General features: G+C 73.4%; 14 protein-coding genes. 10 read left to right on the top strand and 4 right to left on the bottom strand.

Annotated features, from left to right (window positions below):
• Positions 1-196: 196 nt before the first annotated feature.
• From ACQKM2_RS00370 to ACQKM2_RS00345, 6 genes are all read left to right on the top strand, one after another.
• Positions 197-592, top strand: coding sequence for a hypothetical protein (locus ACQKM2_RS00370; protein WP_427704708.1), 396 nt, complete (start codon positions 197-199; stop codon positions 590-592).
• Positions 589-1,374 (top strand): transcriptional regulator, encoded by a 786-nt coding sequence (locus ACQKM2_RS00365; protein ID WP_427704706.1) that lies wholly within the window; start codon positions 589-591, stop codon positions 1,372-1,374. Before ACQKM2_RS00370 ends, ACQKM2_RS00365 begins: the two co-directional genes overlap by 4 nt.
• Positions 1,375-1,490: 116 nt before the next feature.
• Positions 1,491-1,952, top strand: coding sequence for a roadblock/LC7 domain-containing protein (locus ACQKM2_RS00360; RefSeq protein ID WP_427704703.1), 462 nt, complete (start codon positions 1,491-1,493; stop codon positions 1,950-1,952).
• 87 nt (positions 1,953-2,039) lie between these two features.
• Entirely contained in the window at positions 2,040-2,411 is a 372-nt protein-coding gene (locus ACQKM2_RS00355) for a hypothetical protein (protein ID WP_007262453.1), read from the top strand.
• Between the two features lie 184 nt (positions 2,412-2,595).
• Positions 2,596-6,159, top strand: coding sequence for a bifunctional glycosyltransferase/CDP-glycerol:glycerophosphate glycerophosphotransferase (locus tag ACQKM2_RS00350; RefSeq protein WP_427704701.1), 3,564 nt, complete (start codon positions 2,596-2,598; stop codon positions 6,157-6,159).
• Between the two features lie 118 nt (positions 6,160-6,277).
• A complete protein-coding gene (locus tag ACQKM2_RS00345; protein ID WP_427704699.1) occupies positions 6,278-6,760 on the top strand; it encodes a VOC family protein in 483 nt (160 codons plus the stop codon).
• A 24-nt stretch (positions 6,761-6,784) separates the two neighbouring features.
• Here the strand turns inward: ACQKM2_RS00345 and ACQKM2_RS00340 are convergent, their stop codons facing one another.
• Positions 6,785-7,912, bottom strand: a complete 1,128-nt coding sequence (locus ACQKM2_RS00340; RefSeq protein ID WP_427704696.1) for an agmatine deiminase family protein — start codon at positions 7,910-7,912, stop codon at positions 6,785-6,787.
• Positions 7,913-7,988: 76 nt separating this feature from the next.
• Positions 7,989-9,530, bottom strand: coding sequence for an APC family permease (locus ACQKM2_RS00335; RefSeq protein WP_427704693.1), 1,542 nt, complete (start codon positions 9,528-9,530; stop codon positions 7,989-7,991).
• A gap of 176 nt (positions 9,531-9,706) precedes the next feature.
• Between ACQKM2_RS00335 and ACQKM2_RS00330 the strand changes: the two genes are divergently transcribed.
• Positions 9,707-10,342, top strand: coding sequence for a TetR/AcrR family transcriptional regulator (locus ACQKM2_RS00330; RefSeq protein WP_427704690.1), 636 nt, complete (start codon positions 9,707-9,709; stop codon positions 10,340-10,342).
• A gap of 39 nt (positions 10,343-10,381) precedes the next feature.
• Here the strand turns inward: ACQKM2_RS00330 and ACQKM2_RS00325 are convergent, their stop codons facing one another.
• On the bottom strand, positions 10,382-11,104 hold the full coding sequence (locus tag ACQKM2_RS00325) for an SIR2 family NAD-dependent protein deacylase (RefSeq protein WP_427704688.1): 723 nt from the start codon (positions 11,102-11,104) through the stop codon (positions 10,382-10,384).
• A 184-nt stretch (positions 11,105-11,288) separates the two neighbouring features.
• On the opposite strand from ACQKM2_RS00325, the gene ACQKM2_RS00320 reads away from it, so the two are divergent.
• The 3 genes from ACQKM2_RS00320 to ACQKM2_RS00310 are packed head-to-tail and all read left to right on the top strand — an operon-like array spanning position 11,289 to position 13,575.
• Positions 11,289-11,756, top strand: a complete 468-nt coding sequence (locus tag ACQKM2_RS00320; RefSeq protein ID WP_427704685.1) for a hypothetical protein — start codon at positions 11,289-11,291, stop codon at positions 11,754-11,756.
• Positions 11,757-11,772: 16 nt separating this feature from the next.
• Positions 11,773-12,648, top strand: a complete 876-nt coding sequence (locus tag ACQKM2_RS00315; RefSeq protein WP_427704682.1) for an ATP-grasp domain-containing protein — start codon at positions 11,773-11,775, stop codon at positions 12,646-12,648.
• A gap of 42 nt (positions 12,649-12,690) precedes the next feature.
• A complete protein-coding gene (locus tag ACQKM2_RS00310) occupies positions 12,691-13,575 on the top strand; it encodes a GNAT family N-acetyltransferase (protein WP_427704680.1) in 885 nt (294 codons plus the stop codon).
• A 73-nt stretch (positions 13,576-13,648) separates the two neighbouring features.
• On the opposite strand, the gene ACQKM2_RS00305 is transcribed toward ACQKM2_RS00310, so the two are convergent.
• Positions 13,649-14,092 (bottom strand): SSI family serine proteinase inhibitor, encoded by a 444-nt coding sequence (locus ACQKM2_RS00305; RefSeq protein ID WP_427704678.1) that lies wholly within the window; start codon positions 14,090-14,092, stop codon positions 13,649-13,651.
• Positions 14,093-14,174: the final 82 nt, after the last annotated feature.

Below are 14,174 nucleotides of genomic sequence, written 5' to 3'. Positions count from 1 at the left end.
GCGGGGGTCGGGCGGGTGCCGGATTTACATGCTTGATCAAAAGCGAACGGGTTCCGGCCAAGGTGTCGCGCGGTACCGCGCATGTTCCAGCGGAAAATGCCAGAACCCCCGTCCACAGTGTGGAACTTGAGTAAGTTCCCTCCTGTCACGCCGTACGACCGTGCGACCAGCACGTCCGGCCGGGAGGGGAGCCCGCGTGCCTGGGATCGACGAATGCCTGCTCGAAGCGATGGCCCTGCCCGGTGCGCGGGGCGCCGCGCTGGTCGACTGGAGCAGTGGACTCGCCCTGGGCACCGCCGGGGACTCGCCCGTCGGAGACCATGAGACCACGGCCGCCGAGACCGCGGAACTGGCCCGGGCGGCAGCCGAGTACGAGTCCTTCGCTCCCGGCCCGGACGACCTGGGCGCCCCCGGCCCGCCCGTGGAGGACCTGATCGTCACCACGCGCACCGGCTACCACGTGCTCCGCTTCGTCGAGACCAGCTTCGACAGCAGCGTCTTCCTGCACCTGTGGCTCGACCGCACGGACGGCAACCTCGCCCTCGCCCGGCACCGACTCCGCGCCCTCGCCGAAGGACTGGTCCTGAGATGACCGCCGCCACCGCCGCCACCGCGGTCTCCCCGCTGCTCACCCGGCTCGCCGCCGAACGCGCCACCGGCGCCCTGCTGCGCGACCGGGGCACCCTCTTCCTGGAGGACGGCCGCGTCGTGCACGCCGAGAGCCCCTCCACCCCGGGCCTCGACGTCCTGCTCACCACCGGCGGGGGCCTCGCCCCCGAACGCTGGACCGAGGCCGTGAACGAGGCCGGCGCCCGCCGCCAGGTCGGCCGCTTCCTCGTGGACAACGGCCGGCTGGCCGGCGGCGAACTGGAGATCTGCCACCTCGCGGCGATCTTCGACGCGGCCTTCTTCGCGCTCTCGCCGGGCAGCGGCCCCTCACGGTTCCGCCGCGGCGCCACCCACTGGATCGGGTCCCTCCGCTCCGTTCCGGCGGCCGCGGTGGAGCGGGAGACCTGCCGCCGCCGCGAACTGCTGGACTCGGTGTGGCCCTACCCGCTGCTCGACATCTGCCCGGTGGTGCCGCGCCCGCCCGCGCCCGGCCAGACCGTCACCGCCCGCCAGCGGATCCTGCTCGAACAGGCGGACGGAGTGCGGACACCGGCCGACCTCGCCTGGGTGCTGGGCCGGCCCGCCTTCCACACCCTGCTCGAAGTGCGAAGACTCGCCGCGGCAGGCCTCGTCGAGACCCCGCAGCCGGCCGCGCCCGTCCCCGCGCCGCCCCCCGAACCCCTCCCCGACTGGATGACCCAGTCCCAACCCCCGGACGTGGCACTGCTCCGCCGGTTACGCGACGCACTGGAGGCAAGCCTGTGAGGCTCCCGCTCCGACCGGTCCTGCGAGCCGACCGCTCCGAGCGGAGGCAGCCCGAGGAGAGGCGGCCCGAGGAGAGGCGGCCCGAGGATATGCGGCCCGAAGAGAGGAAGGCCGACATGAGCCCGCCGATGGTGCCCGCCGAGGCAGAAGCCGAGATACTCGCCGAACTCCGGCGGCTGCGGGCCCGCGTCCCCCAGCTCACCGGGGTCCTCGCCGCGAGCGCCGACGGTCTGGTGCTCGCCCAGGAGAGCGCCGCCGGCGAGGCCGAGTCCCTCGCGGCCCTGACCGCGGCCGCCCTCGGCGTGGCCCAGCGGCTCAGCGACTGCACCGGGCAGGGCGGCTTCCGCGAGCTGCTCGTACGCGGCGAGCACGGATACGTCGCCACCTACGCCGCGGGGGACGCGGCCGTCCTCACCCTGATCGCCGAACCGCGCGTCAACGTCGGCCGCCTCCACCTGGAGGCCCGGCGCTCCACCCTGCGCATCACCGAGCTCATAGACCACAGCCTCGGCCGCCGCGGCCCCGCTGTCCCGCCCCCGGGCGCCGCGCCCCCGGGCCGCGAGCCGGACCGCCCCTGACGTTCCCCAACAGCACACAGGTATTACGCGAAAGCAAATCATCCGGCCCGTGTCGGTACGGGCCACTGCGGAAAGAGGAAGAATTTCATGATCAACGTGGAGACCGCTCTCAAGGAAGCCGCCGGCATCGAGGGCACCCTCGGCGCGGCCCTGGTCGACTACGGCAGCGGCATGCCCCTCGGCACCGTCGGGGGGAACAAGGACCTGGACCTCTCGGTGGCCGCCGCCGGGAACACGGACGTGGTCCGGGCCAAGGTCCGTACGATGGAGATGCTCGGCCTGAAGGACGAGATCGAGGACATCCTGATCACGCTCGGCAACCAGTACCACCTGATCAGGCTGCTGAAGGGGCGCAGCGGGGAGGGGTTCTTCCTCTACCTCGCGCTCGACCGCGGCCGGGCGAACCTCGCGATGGCCCGGCTCCAGCTGAAGAAGATCGAAGCCGATCTGGACATCTGACCGCGGCCCCGAGGTCGTGACGGTGCGGTGGCGGGCGGCGGAATTCTTTGCCGTCCGCCCCGGCGGACCTAGGCATATGTCCGGGATGGGCGGACTTTATCATCCTGTTACAGAGTAAGATGCTGTAATCAGCTGATCTTCAAACCCGTCGATAAAGCCAAAAACGCTGGAGAACCCGTCACCCATGCCCCCGCGCCTGAGCATCGTCGTACCGGTCTACAACGTTGAGCTCTACCTCGACGAGTGCCTGGAATCCATAGCAGCCCAGACGTTCGCCGACTTCGAGGTCGTGATCGTCGACGACGGGTCCACCGACAGCAGTGCGGTGATCGCCAAGGCCTTCGCTGAGCGTGACAAGCGGTTCCGCGTGGTCCTCCAGGAGAACGCCGGCCTCGGTGCCGCGCGCAACGTCGGCTTCCGCCACGCGACGGCGGGCAGCGAGTACATCGCCTTCGTCGACAGCGACGACACCATGCCGACGTACGCCTACCAGCGGATGATCGACTCCCTCGACGAGACCGGCTCCGACTTCGCCGCGGGCAACGTCACCCGTTTCCGGTCCGTCGGCATGCAGCAGTCGTGGGGCCACCGGGTCGCGTTCGCGAACGACCGGCCCAAGACCCACATCTCGAAGTTCCCGGCGCTGGTCACCGACCGCACCGCGTGGAACAAGGTCTACCGCCGCGGCTTCTGGGAGGAGCACGGCTTCCAGTACCCGGAGGGCATCCTCTACGAGGACGCCCCCGTCAGCATCCCCGCGCACTACTTCGCCGAGAGCGTCGACGTCATCAGCGACGTCGTCTACCACTGGCGGGTCCGCGAGACCGGCGAGCGCTCCATCACCCAGCGCTCCACCGACCCGGTCTCCGTCATCGACCGCGTGACCTCGGTCCGCCTGGTCCGCGAGGCCCTGCTCGCCAAGTCCGGCGAGAAGTACGCCCGCTACCTGCGCGACTACGACCACAACGTGCTCAGCGAGGAACTGCCCCTCATCTACAAGTACGTCGGCGAGGGCGGCCCCGACTTCCGCGCCGCCTTCGTCAAGGAGGTCGGCGGCCTCGTCCGGGAGATCGGCACCGAGCCGTGGTCCGAGCTGACGGTCGCCGACCGGCTCAAGGCCTACCTGGCCCGCGAGGGCCGCGTCGAGGAGTTCATCGCCCTCACGCGCCACCAGCGCGACTTCAGCTACAGCGTCCCGGTCAAGGGACTGGCCCGCCCGCAGGCCGACTACCCCTTCCTCAAGGCGCCGGTGCCGCCCAAGCTGCTGACCCTCGGCACGCGCGAGCGCCGCGTCGTCAGCCGCCTGGAGCAGGCGGTCTGGAACGACGGCAAGCTCTACCTGCGCGGCTACGCCCTGCCCGGGCACATGGGCGCGGAGAGCCGCCTCGGCTCGCGCAAGATGCTGGTCTTCCGCGAGCAGGGCAAGCGCCGCCGCACCGTCGTCAGCACCCGCACCGTCGCCTCCCCGATGGCCACGGTGAACACCCCGCACCTCGCCCTGCGGCACGCCGACTGGGCCGGCTTCACCGCCATCGTCGACCCCACCGTCTTCCAGTCGGGCGGCAAGTGGCACGACGGCACCTGGACCACCTCCATCGCCGTCACCGGTGCCGGCGGACTGCACCGCGCCCGCCTCAAGGGCGGCGAGCACGACAGCGGCATGGCCCCGCCGGCCTACTGGGCCACCCCCGACGTCCGCATCCTGCCGACCGTCGCGGGCTCCCTCACCGTCCACGTCGAGGTCGTCCGGGCCCGGGTCCTGGACGTCCGCCGCGGTGACGGCACCCTGGAACTCGTCGGCGAGCTGGCCGCCGAGGTCGGCGCCGGCGCCACCCTGCACGCCCACCACACCCGTACCGGCACCGCCGTCAGCGTCCCGCTGGCCACCGGCGGCGCCGCGGCCGCCGGCCGGACCGCCTTCACCGCGGTCGTCCCGCTCGCCGAGCTGGCCGCCGTCCCGGCCGCCGAGACGAAGCCCGGCGTCTGGACGCCCGAGCCGTGGGAGCTCTCGGTGGTCCGCGCCGACGGCACCCGCCACCCCCTGGCCCACGACGAGCGCGGCGGCTTCGCCGCCCTCGTCGCACCGCTGCCCGGCACCGCGGGCGAGCGCGCCGTCTTCGCCAAGCGCGGCGCCACCGGACACCTCGTCCTCTCCGTCCAGCCCACCCCGCCGCTGGTCGACACCGTCACCGCGCACGACGGCACCCTGACCCTGGCCGGCGTCTTCCACGCCCCGGACGCCCACGCCGACGAGGCGTACGAACTGGTCTTCCACGACCACCACGGCACGGAGTACAGCTACCCCGTCACCCGCGACGGCGAGCGCTTCGAAACCTCCTTCGAGCCCGCGCTGCCCGAGCCGTACGCCGGCCGCACCACCATCCCGGCCGGCCGCTGGTGGCCCACCCTGCGCCCCGTCTCCCAGGGCGGCACCACCGCGGGCCTCCTCGGCGTCGACCGGGGCGCCCCCGTCCAGCTGATCGCGCCCGCCGTGAACTCCGGCCCGTACGCCGTCACGGTCCTGGGCCGCCGGATGCGCGTCGAGGCGCGCCTGCGCGACCGCATGGTCCTGGTCAGCGACCCGCTGATCAGCCCGCACGACCGCTCCCGCCACGCGCAGCGCATCGCCCGCGACGAGACCTACCCGGCCCAGCGCCGGCTGCCGGTCAAGGACATGGTCGTCTACGACACCTTCCAGGGCCACGGCGCCGGCGACTCCCCGCGCGCCATCCACGAGGAGCTCGTGCGCCGGGGCGAGAAGCTGGACCACGTGTGGCTGGTCCGCGACGGCCGCGCCGAGGTCCCGGCGACCGCGCGCGCCGTCCAGTACGACAGCCTGGAGGCCTGGGAGGTCCTGGCCCGCGCCCGCTACTACGTCGTCAACGACAGCGTGCCGTCGCACTTCCTGCGCCGCCCGGGCCAGACCGTCGTACAGACCTGGCACGGGACGCCGATCAAGCAGATCGGCTACGACTACACGCACGACTACTACACCAGCCCCGAGGTGCTGGAGGGCCTGGAGCACGACAGCGCCCAGTGGACGCTGCTCGCCTCGCCGAGCTCGTACGCCACGCCGGTCCTCAAGCGCGCCCTCGGCTACCAGGGCGAGGTCATCGAGGTCGGCAGCCCGCGCACCGACGCCCTCGTGCGCCCGGACGCCGAGCGGGTCGCGGAGGTCCGGCGGAGGCTCGGCCTGCCGGAGGGCAAGAAGGTCGTCCTCTACCTGCCCACCTGGCGCGAGAACCGCGAAGGGTTCTCCGGCGGCTACAAGCTCGACCTGCGCATCGACCTGGACGCGGCCCGCCGCGAGCTGGGCGAGGACCACGTCCTGCTGGTCCGCGGCCACTACCGGGTCAACGAGCAGCTCCGCGACGGCGTGCGCGACGGCTTCGTCGTCGACGTCTCGCGCTGGCCCGACACCACCGATCTGCTGCTCGTCGCCGACGTCCTGGTCTCGGACTACTCCTCCGCGCTCTTCGACTTCGCGCTGACCGACCGGCCGATCCTGCTGTTCGCGTACGACCTGGAGCACTACCGCGACACCCTGCGCGGCTTCACCTTCGACCTGGAGGAGAAGGCCCCCGGCCCGCTGCTGGCGGACTCGGCGAGCCTGATCGCGGCCGTGCGCGACGCGGACGCCCTGGGCTCCGAGTACGCGCAGGCGCGGGCCGCGTTCCGCGCGGAGTTCTGCGACCTCGACAACGGCCGGGCCGCCGAGCAGGTCGTCGACCGGATGCTCGGGATGTAGCCCGCACGGGTGAACGTACGGACCGGTCCCGCGCCCCCCGATGAGTTTCGGGCGCGGGACCGGTCTGTATGTGGGGGACGGCGCTCCTGCCGCCCCAGCCAACCGCCCGGAGGCAGTCATGACCACCCAGGGTTTCACCACGTGCCTGTGGTTCGACGGCGAAGCGGAAGCCGCCGCCGACTACTACCTGTCCGTCTTCAAGGACGGCCGGATCCTGCGGACCGGCCGGTACACCGAGGCGGGCCCGGGACCGGCCGGGTCGGTGCTGGTCGTGGAGTTCGAGATCAACGGCCAGAAGTTCGTGGCGCTGAACGGCGGCCCCGAGTTCCACTTCACCGAGGCCGTCTCCTTCCAGATCCACTGCTCCGACGAGCAGGAGGCGGACTACTACTACGACACGCTGACCGGCGACGGCGGCCAGGAGTCCGCCTGCGGCTGGGTCAAGGACAGGTTCGGGCTCTCCTGGCAGGTCATCCCGCCCGGCGCCATCGACCTGATCAGCGACGAGGACCCGGGCCGCGCCGCCCGCGCCACGGCCGCCATGCTCCGCATGAAGAAGCTGGACGTGGCCGAGATGCGCCGGGCGGCGGACGCGGCTTAGGCCGTGTCCTTCGGATCAGGCGGGTCAGCGCACGCGCGGGACGTGCTGGGTCACGCAGTGGACGCCCCCGCCGCCCCAGGCCAGGTTGCGGGCCGGCGCGCCGACCACCTGGCGGCCCGGGAAGAGCGCGGCGAACTGGGCGAGGGCCTGGGCGTCGGCCGGTTCGCCCGCCGTCGGCACGACGACGTTGCCGCTGGTCTCGTAGTAGTTGGTGTAGCTGAACGTCCGTACCATCAGCCCGTTGTGCCGGAACTGCGGCTGGTGGTGCATCTCCACGATCTGGAAGGGCCGCCCGCAGGCGTCGGTGGCGGCGTCCAGCACCGCCTTGTTGGCGGCCATCCGGTCGTGGTTGGGGTTCGCGGGGTCGGGCTGGGTGTGCAGGAGCAGCCTGGCCGGGCCCAGGTAGGCGGCGACGAGGTCGACGTGCCCGTTGGTGATGTCGTCGCCGGCCAGGCCGTACGGCAGCCAGACCACCTTCCTCGCGCCGTACGAGGCCAGCAGCGCGGCCTCGATCTGCGCGCGGGTCATGCCCGGGTTGCGGTTGGGGTTGAGGAGGCACTCCTCGGTGGTGATGAGGGTGCCCTGCCCGTCGGTGATGACGGATCCGCCTTCCAGGACCATGTCCACGGGCTGCCGGGGGACGCCCAGGTACGTACAGACGCCGACGGGCAGGAAGTCGTCCTTGTCGTACGGGTACTTCCCGCCCCAGCCGTTGAATCCGAAGTCCAGGCCGGCCGAGCGGCTGCGCCTGTCGTTCACGGTGAGGACGGGGCCGGTGTCGCGGGCCCAGCAGTCGTTGACGGGGTACTCGGTGACGCTGACCGTGCTGCCGCAGCGGGCCCGGGCCTGGGCCGCCCGGCCCGGTTCGGCGAACATCACGACCGTTTCGAAGCGGGCGACGGCCCGGGCGATGCCGGCCACCTCGCCCTGGACGTCGTCGAGCAGTGCGCCCCAGCCGGCGTTCCTGTCCCACGGCCAGGCCATGACGCAGGCGGAGTGCGGCTCCCACTCGGCGGGTGCGTGGTAGTGCTCGCCGCCGCCCGCCTGCGCGTCCTCGGCGAACGCGGGGGCCGGGCCGCCGAGGACGGGGTACGCGGCGGCCGCGAGGGCGGCGGCGCCGAAACCGCGCCGGCTCATGCGTGGCAGGTGCATGACATTTCTCCTTCTGTGGTGGGGAGGGGCGGGAACGGCGGGTGTCCGGCGGCTGCCCGCCGGACACCCGGCGGGATCAGGGGGCTTCGGTGACGGGGGCGCCGGCGGGAGCCGCCACGACCCGCTCCTCGCGGGCCGCCGCCGCGCGCAGCGTGTCCTGCGGCTTCTTGGCGGCGAGGTAGAGCAGGCCGGCGGTGATCACCGCACCGGTGCCCAGCAGGCCGGCCCAGATCTGGTACCAGGGGGCTCCCGCCGGGGCCAGGACGGCGCGCGGCCAGCAGACGTTGGCCACCTCGAAGGCGGTCCAGAGCACGGCCAGCACGTTGAGGAAGGTGCCCTTGCGGCCGAGCCGGATGTGCCCGGAGGGGACCCAGGTCCCGCGCAGCCGGGCGATCAGGGCGGCCAGGGTCACCAGGAAGAACGGGAGGAAGGTGGCCGCGGTGCCGAAGGCGATCAGGCTGCCGATCGCGGTGGCGTTCAGCCCGAGCAGCAGGCCGGTACAGCTGACGAGGGTGGAGGCGACCAGGCCGCCGATGGGGGCCTGGCGCCGGTTGACCCGGCGGACCTGGCGGGAGAAGGGGAACACCCCGTCCCGGGCCAGCGAGTACACCCCGCGGGCGGCGCCGCCCTGGGAGGCCATGGCGCAGGCGAGGAAGCCGATCAGGACCACCGCGACGAAGGGCTTGTCGGACCAGGAGCCGAAGGCCGTGACCACGGCGGTGGTCACCGGGTCGAGGTCCTCGCCGGCGACCACGGCCCGCGGGTCCGGGTGGGCCAGGGCCACCGCCATCGCGTTGAGGATGACGACCAGTCCGACGCTGAGCAGGGCCCACCACATGGCGCGCGGCACCTGGCGCCCGGCGTCCCTGGTCTCCTCGGCGGTCGAGACGCAGGCGTCGAACCCGATGAAGCCCCAGCCGGCGACGGCGAGGACGGCCAGGAAGGCCGTCGCGGCCGACCCGCCGGACAGTTCCTCGGCGCCGAGGGTCTGCGTGAACATCGAGAAGCCGTGCTCGCGGAAGAACAGCAGCAGGGTGAAGCCGACCAGCACGGAGGCGACGGCCTCGGCGGCGATGCCCAGCGAGACGAACCAGCTCAGGATCCGGATGCCGTACGCGTTGACCAGCATGCAGGCGACCAGGATCCCGGCGGCGACCGCGACCAGGGCGCCCGGCGAGGGGACCACCCCGATGAGGGCGAAGACCCAGGGGGACGCCAGGTACGCCACGGTGGTGTTGCCGAACATCACCGCGAACTGCCAGACCCAGCCGCTCATCCAGCCGAACGACGGGCCCAGCAGCCGTCTTCCCCACTGGTAGGGGCCGCCGGCCAGCGGCCACTGCGAGGCCAGCTCGGAGTAGACGTTGACCACCAGGCACTGCCCGAGCAGCACGATCGGCAGCGCCCAGACCCAGGCGGGCCCGGCGATCATCGTGCCGACCATCGAGACGGCGTACAGGGCTACCACGGGCGAGACCACGGCGAAGCCCATGGCGATGTTCCCGAGGACGCCGAGGCTGCGGTTCAGCTCCTGCTCGTAGCCCAGGGCGCTCAGGCGGGCGGCGTCGGTGTCCACCGGGGCGTCCGGGCCGGGGGCGAGGGGGGAAAGGTCTGGCATGCGCACCTCTGGGGGAGGGGGAGCGCCGGTGCCCGCACCCGGGCGGGCCCGGAGTGCTCCGGAACGTAAATCTAACGTTGTTAGGTATCGGGAATGCGGGGACCCTAACCCGCCCCGGACCTCTTGGGAACCCCTCCCTCCCGGTAACCTGGCGCCGGAGAACGAGGGGGATCACCGTGGGCCGACCCAACCAGCCGCTGCTCAACCGCGGGAACATCGCGCGCGCGGCCCTGGACCTCCTCGACGAGGAAGGCCCCCAGGCCCTCAAGATGCGCACCCTGGCCGACCGCCTCGGCGTGCGCGGCGCCTCGCTCTACCACCACGTCGCCTCCAAGGACGACGTGCTCGACGCGGTCTCGGAGCTCATCAACGAAGAGATCGACCTGAGCCCGCTCGACGATCCGCGCTGGCGCGAGGGCGTCGCCGCGTACGCCCGCGGCTACCGGCAGGTCTACCTCCGCCACCCAAACGCGATCGCCCCGGCGGCCCGCCGCCAGGTCGCGGCCGACAAGGCGCTGCGCGGCTACGACGCGCTGCTCGCCGCCCTGGTGCGGGCCGGCTGCACCCCGGCCCGGGCCGCCGAGGCCGCCGCCGCGGTCGACTACCTCGTGCTCGGCTCGGCGCTGGAGACCTTCACGGCGGGATTCGGCCGGGCTCCCGCCGACTACCGCCCCGACTACCCGGCCCTGGCCGACGCGCTCACCGGCGCCGCCGCCACGGGCTCCGGACTGGCCGAGCTCGACGACCGCGGCTTCGAGCTCGGCCTCGGCCTGCTCCTGGACGGCCTCGCCGCCCAGCTGGACTCTTTCTGAGCCGGGCCGGGCCGGGCCGGGCCGAGCTGGGCCGAGCCGCTAAGCGAACCGGGCCAGCAGGGCCGGGAGGGCGGTGCCGATCGGCTCGCGGACCAGCTCGTCCGCCAGCGGGTCGTACGGGGTCTCCTCCGCGTTGACGATGATCAGCCGCGCCCCCGCCTCGGCCGCCATCCCGGCGAGCGAGGCGGCCGGCTGGACCTGGAGGGTCGACCCGACGGCGATGAAGACCTCGCACCCCTTGGCCACGGCGACCGCCCGCGCCAGCACCTCGGTGTCCAGGTGCTCGCCGAACATCACCGTCGCCGTCTTCAGGATCCCGCCGCAGGCCAGGCAGGCGGGATCCGGTTCCCCGGCGGCCACCCGGGCCAGCGCCTGCGCCGTCCCCGACCGGGCGCCGCAGGCCGTGCAGACCACCTCCCGGGCCGTCCCGTGCAGCTCGAACACCTTCCGCGCGGGCGTCCCGGCCAGCTGGTGCAGGCCGTCCACGTTCTGCGTGATCACCCGTACCGGGGTGCCGGAGCGCTCCAGCCCGGCCACCGCCAGGTGCGCCGCGTTCGGCCGGGGAGCGAGGGACCACAGCTCGGAGCGCATCAGCCAGGACCGGCGGCGGATCTCCGGGTCGGCCATGTAGTACTCGTACGTCACGAGCTTCTCGGCGTCCGGATCGGCGCGCCACAACCCCTGCGGGCCCCGGTAGTCCGGAATCCCGGAATCGGTCGACATCCCGGCCCCACTGAACACTGCGACGAGCGGCTTCCCCATGCGCCCGACCCTACGCAGGACCGCCCGGGCACGGCGAACGGATTACCGTCCCGGCCGGTCCCCGGGTTGCGCGGGGCCGGTCGGCAGGGGGAGGGTCGTTTCTGCGGTGAATCTCCAGGCCCACCGGAGTGAGCCGGAGCCGCGCCCCGGACTGCCGGTGGTAGCGGGCGGCTACAAACCCGACATGACGCTCATCCCCTACCGCCCCGGCACCCTGCTGCTCGCACTGTCCGCCGCGCTGTTCCCCCTGGTCGCGTCGTCGGTCCCGGCAGCCGCCCTCGCCGACCCGGTGCCGCGCTGGTCCCTGCACCACCACCACGGCCACCACCACCACCACACCGCCGAGGAGATCACCACCTTCCTCACCGCCTTCTACGGCGACCACGGCCCCTCCGCGCGCGACCGCGGCCAGCGGATCTCGCAACAGCTGAAGGAGAAACAGGCACACAGCCCGGACGCGGACGTCGTGCTCTGCGCCCAGGGCGTCCCGCGGGACATCTCCGTCGGCCCGGCCACGGTGGCCCAGGCGGCCGGCGTCGGCTGGGCCACGGTGACCACCACCTGGGACTCCGGCGCCACCGACACGTTCACCGCCTACGTCCGCCTCGACTCCCGGCCGATCGCGCTCGACGACGTGATCTGCGCGGGCTGATCACTATCGTGGGGGAGTGAACACGACCACCACCGTCCTCTACTGCCACGACCCGCTGCACGAACGCCGGGCCGACGCCCACTTCGCGGCCGAGGCCCGGCAGGTGCGCGCCGCCGGCGGGGCCGTCGCCCTCGTCGACCACGACGCGCTGCTCGCCGGGGACGCCGAGCGGGCGGTGGCCCGGGTCCCCGCCGGGGCCGGAGCCCTCTGGTACCGGGGCTGGATGGTCCCCGCCGAGCGGTACGCCGACCTCGACGCGGCCCTGCGCGGGCGCGGCGCCCGGCTGGCCGTCACCCCCGAGGCCTACCGGCGGGCCCACGAACTCCCCGGCTGGTACGAGACGTTCGGCGCGCTGACCCCCGCCAGCCGCTGGCTGCCCGCCGCGCCGGGCGAGACCCCGGACGGGGAGCGGCTCGCGGCCCTCGCCGCCGCCCTCCCGGCCGGGGCGGGCATCGTCAAGGACTACGTGAAGTCCCGCAAGCACGAGTGGCGCGAGGCCTGCCACCTCCCCGACCTCGCCGACCGCCCCGCCGTGCACCGCGTGGTGAGCCGGTTCGTCGAACTCCAGGACGAGTTCCTCGCGGGTGGGATCGTCCTGCGGGCCTTCGAGCGCTTCACCGGTCCCGAGGTCCGCGTCTGGTGGCGCGAGGGGGAACCCCGCCTGGTGACCCCCCACCCGGACCACCCCGAGCCCGCCGCCGCGCTCCCCGCCGCCGCACTGGAACCCGTCCGGTCCGCCGTCGGGGCGCTCGGCTGCCGCTTCGTCACCACCGACCTGGCGCTGCGCGAGGACGGGGTCTGGCGGGTCGTGGAGGTGGGCGACGGCCAGGTCAGCGACCTGCACCCGGCGGTCGACCCGGCCGCCCTCGCCGAGCTGCTGACGGCCGGTTAGCGCTCCTGCGCACGCCCCCGGCGTTCTGGTACAACACCGCCCATGACGGGATTCGAGATCACCGGCGCGAGCGCCGCCGACATGGAACTGCTGCGCACCTGGGCCGACGCGGAGGGCTGGAACCCGGGGGACGGAGACCGCTTCGCCTTCGCGGTCGCCGACCCGGACGGCTTCCTCGTCGGGCGGCGCGACGGGGAGCCGGTGGCCTGCATCTCCGCCGTGCGCTACGGCACCGGGTTCGGCTTCATCGGCTTCTACATCGCCCGGCCCGACGTACGCGGTCAGGGCTACGGCATCCGGCTGTGGCAGGCCGGGATGGACCGGCTCAAGGGGCGCCTCGTCGGACTCGACGGGGTGGTCGAACAGCAGGACAACTACCGCAAGTCCGGCTTCCGTTCCGCCTGGACCAACATGCGCTACGAAGGCGTGCCCCGGCCCGCCGGGACGGGCGCGGAAGGCGGCGCGGGCGGCCCGGACGGCGGCCCGGACGGCGGGGTGGAGATCGTGGACGCGGCCTCGCTGCCCTTCGCGCGGCTCGCCGCCTACGACCGCCGCTTCTTCCCGGAGTCGCGGGACGCCTTCCTCGCCGCCTGGACCTCGCTGCCCGGCAGGACCGCGCTCGCGGCCGTCCGGGACGGCCGGATCGAGGGGCTCGGAGTGGTCCGCCCCTGCAGCGGGGCCTCCCGGATCGGCCCGCTCTACGCGGCAGCCCCGGAGGTGGCCGCCGCCCTCGTCCGGCGGCTCGCCGGGCACGCCCGCGGCGGGGAGGTTGCCGTGGACGTGCCCGACGCGAACCCGGCGGCGGCAGCGGTGGCCACCGGCCTGGGGCTGACCCCGTCCTTCGAGACGGCCCGCATGTACACCGGCCCGGCGCCGGACGTCGAGCTGGCCGGGCTGTACGGGGTCACCAGCCTCGAACTGGGCTGAGCGGCCGGGGCCGCGGCCGGGGCCGGACGGCGGTCGCACGGCGCCGCCCGGCCGGGGCCCAGGGCCCCGTTCCTCAGATGCCGAAGAGCACCCCGGTGGTGCTGCGCAGCCCGCAGGGGTTGCCGAAGGTGTACGTGTAGCTCAGCCGGCGGCCCTGCCACACGCCCTCGGCGGTGACGGTCACCGGGTTCCACTCCCTGGTACAGGCGGTGTCGGGCCGGGGAGCGGCGAGGGCGTCCAGCGAGGCCCCGGCGGCCCGCAGCTCGGCGCAGGCCGCCGCCGGGGCCGGGTGGGTGCCGCCCGGCCGCGGCGCGCACACCAGCGTCGCCGCGCGCAGCACCGTCCCGTTGACGGTGTCATCCCCGGCCGTCACGCTGACCACGAGTGCGGACGGCGAGTAGAGGCTCTGCGTTCCGGTCGGCGCCGCGTCGGCGGCTCCGGTCCCGGCCAGCGCGGTGACGGCGGTGAGGGCCATTGCTCCGGAAGCCAGTCCCAGACTCCTGGTGATGGACCGCATTTCGAACACTCCTCGGGTCGGCGTTTCGGATAACGGACGGGAGTCTTGCCGATCCGGAGCGTGAACGCCCGTTCGTACGGCC

The organism is Streptomyces sp. NPDC004126 (assembly GCF_050275515.1).
In the GTDB taxonomy this organism is placed as follows: domain Bacteria; phylum Actinomycetota; class Actinomycetes; order Streptomycetales; family Streptomycetaceae; genus Streptomyces.
The sequence above is the reverse complement of the archived record's forward strand: the minus strand, read 5'-3'. Positions and strand labels throughout refer to the sequence as shown.

Bases quoted from the DNA above. Each gene is read 5' to 3' on its own strand.
- ACQKM2_RS00365 (WP_427704706.1), top strand. From the start codon at position 589: ATGACCGCCGCCACCGCCGCCACCGCGGTCTCCCCGCTGCTCACCCGG.
- ACQKM2_RS00360 (WP_427704703.1), top strand. From the start codon at position 1,491: ATGAGCCCGCCGATGGTGCCCGCCGAGGCAGAAGCCGAGATACTCGCC.
- ACQKM2_RS00355 (WP_007262453.1), top strand. From the start codon at position 2,040: ATGATCAACGTGGAGACCGCTCTCAAGGAAGCCGCCGGCATCGAGGGC.
- ACQKM2_RS00350 (WP_427704701.1), top strand. From the start codon at position 2,596: ATGCCCCCGCGCCTGAGCATCGTCGTACCGGTCTACAACGTTGAGCTC.
- ACQKM2_RS00345 (WP_427704699.1), top strand. From the start codon at position 6,278: ATGACCACCCAGGGTTTCACCACGTGCCTGTGGTTCGACGGCGAAGCG.
- ACQKM2_RS00340 (WP_427704696.1), bottom strand. From the start codon at position 7,912: ATGCACCTGCCACGCATGAGCCGGCGCGGTTTCGGCGCCGCCGCCCTC.
- ACQKM2_RS00335 (WP_427704693.1), bottom strand. From the start codon at position 9,530: ATGCCAGACCTTTCCCCCCTCGCCCCCGGCCCGGACGCCCCGGTGGAC.
- ACQKM2_RS00325 (WP_427704688.1), bottom strand. From the start codon at position 11,104: ATGGGGAAGCCGCTCGTCGCAGTGTTCAGTGGGGCCGGGATGTCGACC.
- ACQKM2_RS00320 (WP_427704685.1), top strand. From the start codon at position 11,289: ATGACGCTCATCCCCTACCGCCCCGGCACCCTGCTGCTCGCACTGTCC.
- ACQKM2_RS00310 (WP_427704680.1), top strand. From the start codon at position 12,691: ATGACGGGATTCGAGATCACCGGCGCGAGCGCCGCCGACATGGAACTG.
- ACQKM2_RS00305 (WP_427704678.1), bottom strand. From the start codon at position 14,092: ATGCGGTCCATCACCAGGAGTCTGGGACTGGCTTCCGGAGCAATGGCC.